Source organism: Streptomyces sp. CA2R106 (assembly GCF_037034245.1).
Lineage (GTDB): Bacteria > Actinomycetota > Actinomycetes > Streptomycetales > Streptomycetaceae > Actinacidiphila.
Map to the genome: position 1 here is coordinate 1 of NZ_JBAGKC010000161.1, position 613 is coordinate 613.

1 protein-coding gene and 1 pseudogene are annotated in these 613 nt (G+C 72.6%); both read right to left on the reverse strand.

Translation table 11 applies throughout. The annotated features are described in order from the left end of the window. Window positions 1-206, reverse strand: a pseudogene (locus WA788_RS35520) (hypothetical protein); the annotation flags it as partial. Between the two features lie 2 nt (window positions 207-208). Then, the coding region (locus WA788_RS35525) for a phosphoadenosine phosphosulfate reductase domain-containing protein (RefSeq protein ID WP_335984633.1) at window positions 209-613 on the reverse strand (405 nt) is incomplete at its 5' end.

Here is a 613-nt window from a genome sequence, read left to right on the forward strand (position 1 = left end):
ACGCGCTCGACGGCTTCGAGCTGGTCGGTGAGGACCGACTTGGAGTCGTGGAGCAGGCGGCCGACCAGGGTGGACTTGCCGTCGTCGACGGAGCCGGCGGTGGCGAAGCGCAGCAGGGTGGCCGCGGGGGCCGGCCCCGACGGGTCGTCAGGGCGGACGGGGCCGGCGGGGCCGGTGGGGTCAGCAGGGTCAGCGGTGCCGGTCATGGCTAGAAGTACCCCTCGCGTTTGCGGTCCTCCATCGCGGCCTCGGACAGCTTGTCGTCGGCGCGGGTGGCGCCGCGCTCGGTGCGCCGGGAGACCGCGATCTCGGCGATCACCTTGCCGGTGGTGTCGGCGTCGGAGTCGACCGCGCCGGTGCAGGACATGTCGCCGACGGTGCGGTAGCGCACCCGGCGCTTCTGTACCGTTTCGTCCTCGGCGGGCCCGCCCCAGCCGCCGGCGGTCAGCCACATGCCGTGCCGGGAGAACACCTCGCGCTCGTGGGCGAAGTAGATCTCCGGCAGCGCGATGTGCTCCCGGGCGATGTACTGCCACACGTCCAGCTCGGTCCAGTTCGACAGCGGGAAGACCCGCACGTGCTCGCCGGGGGCGTGCCGGCCGTTGTAGAGGTT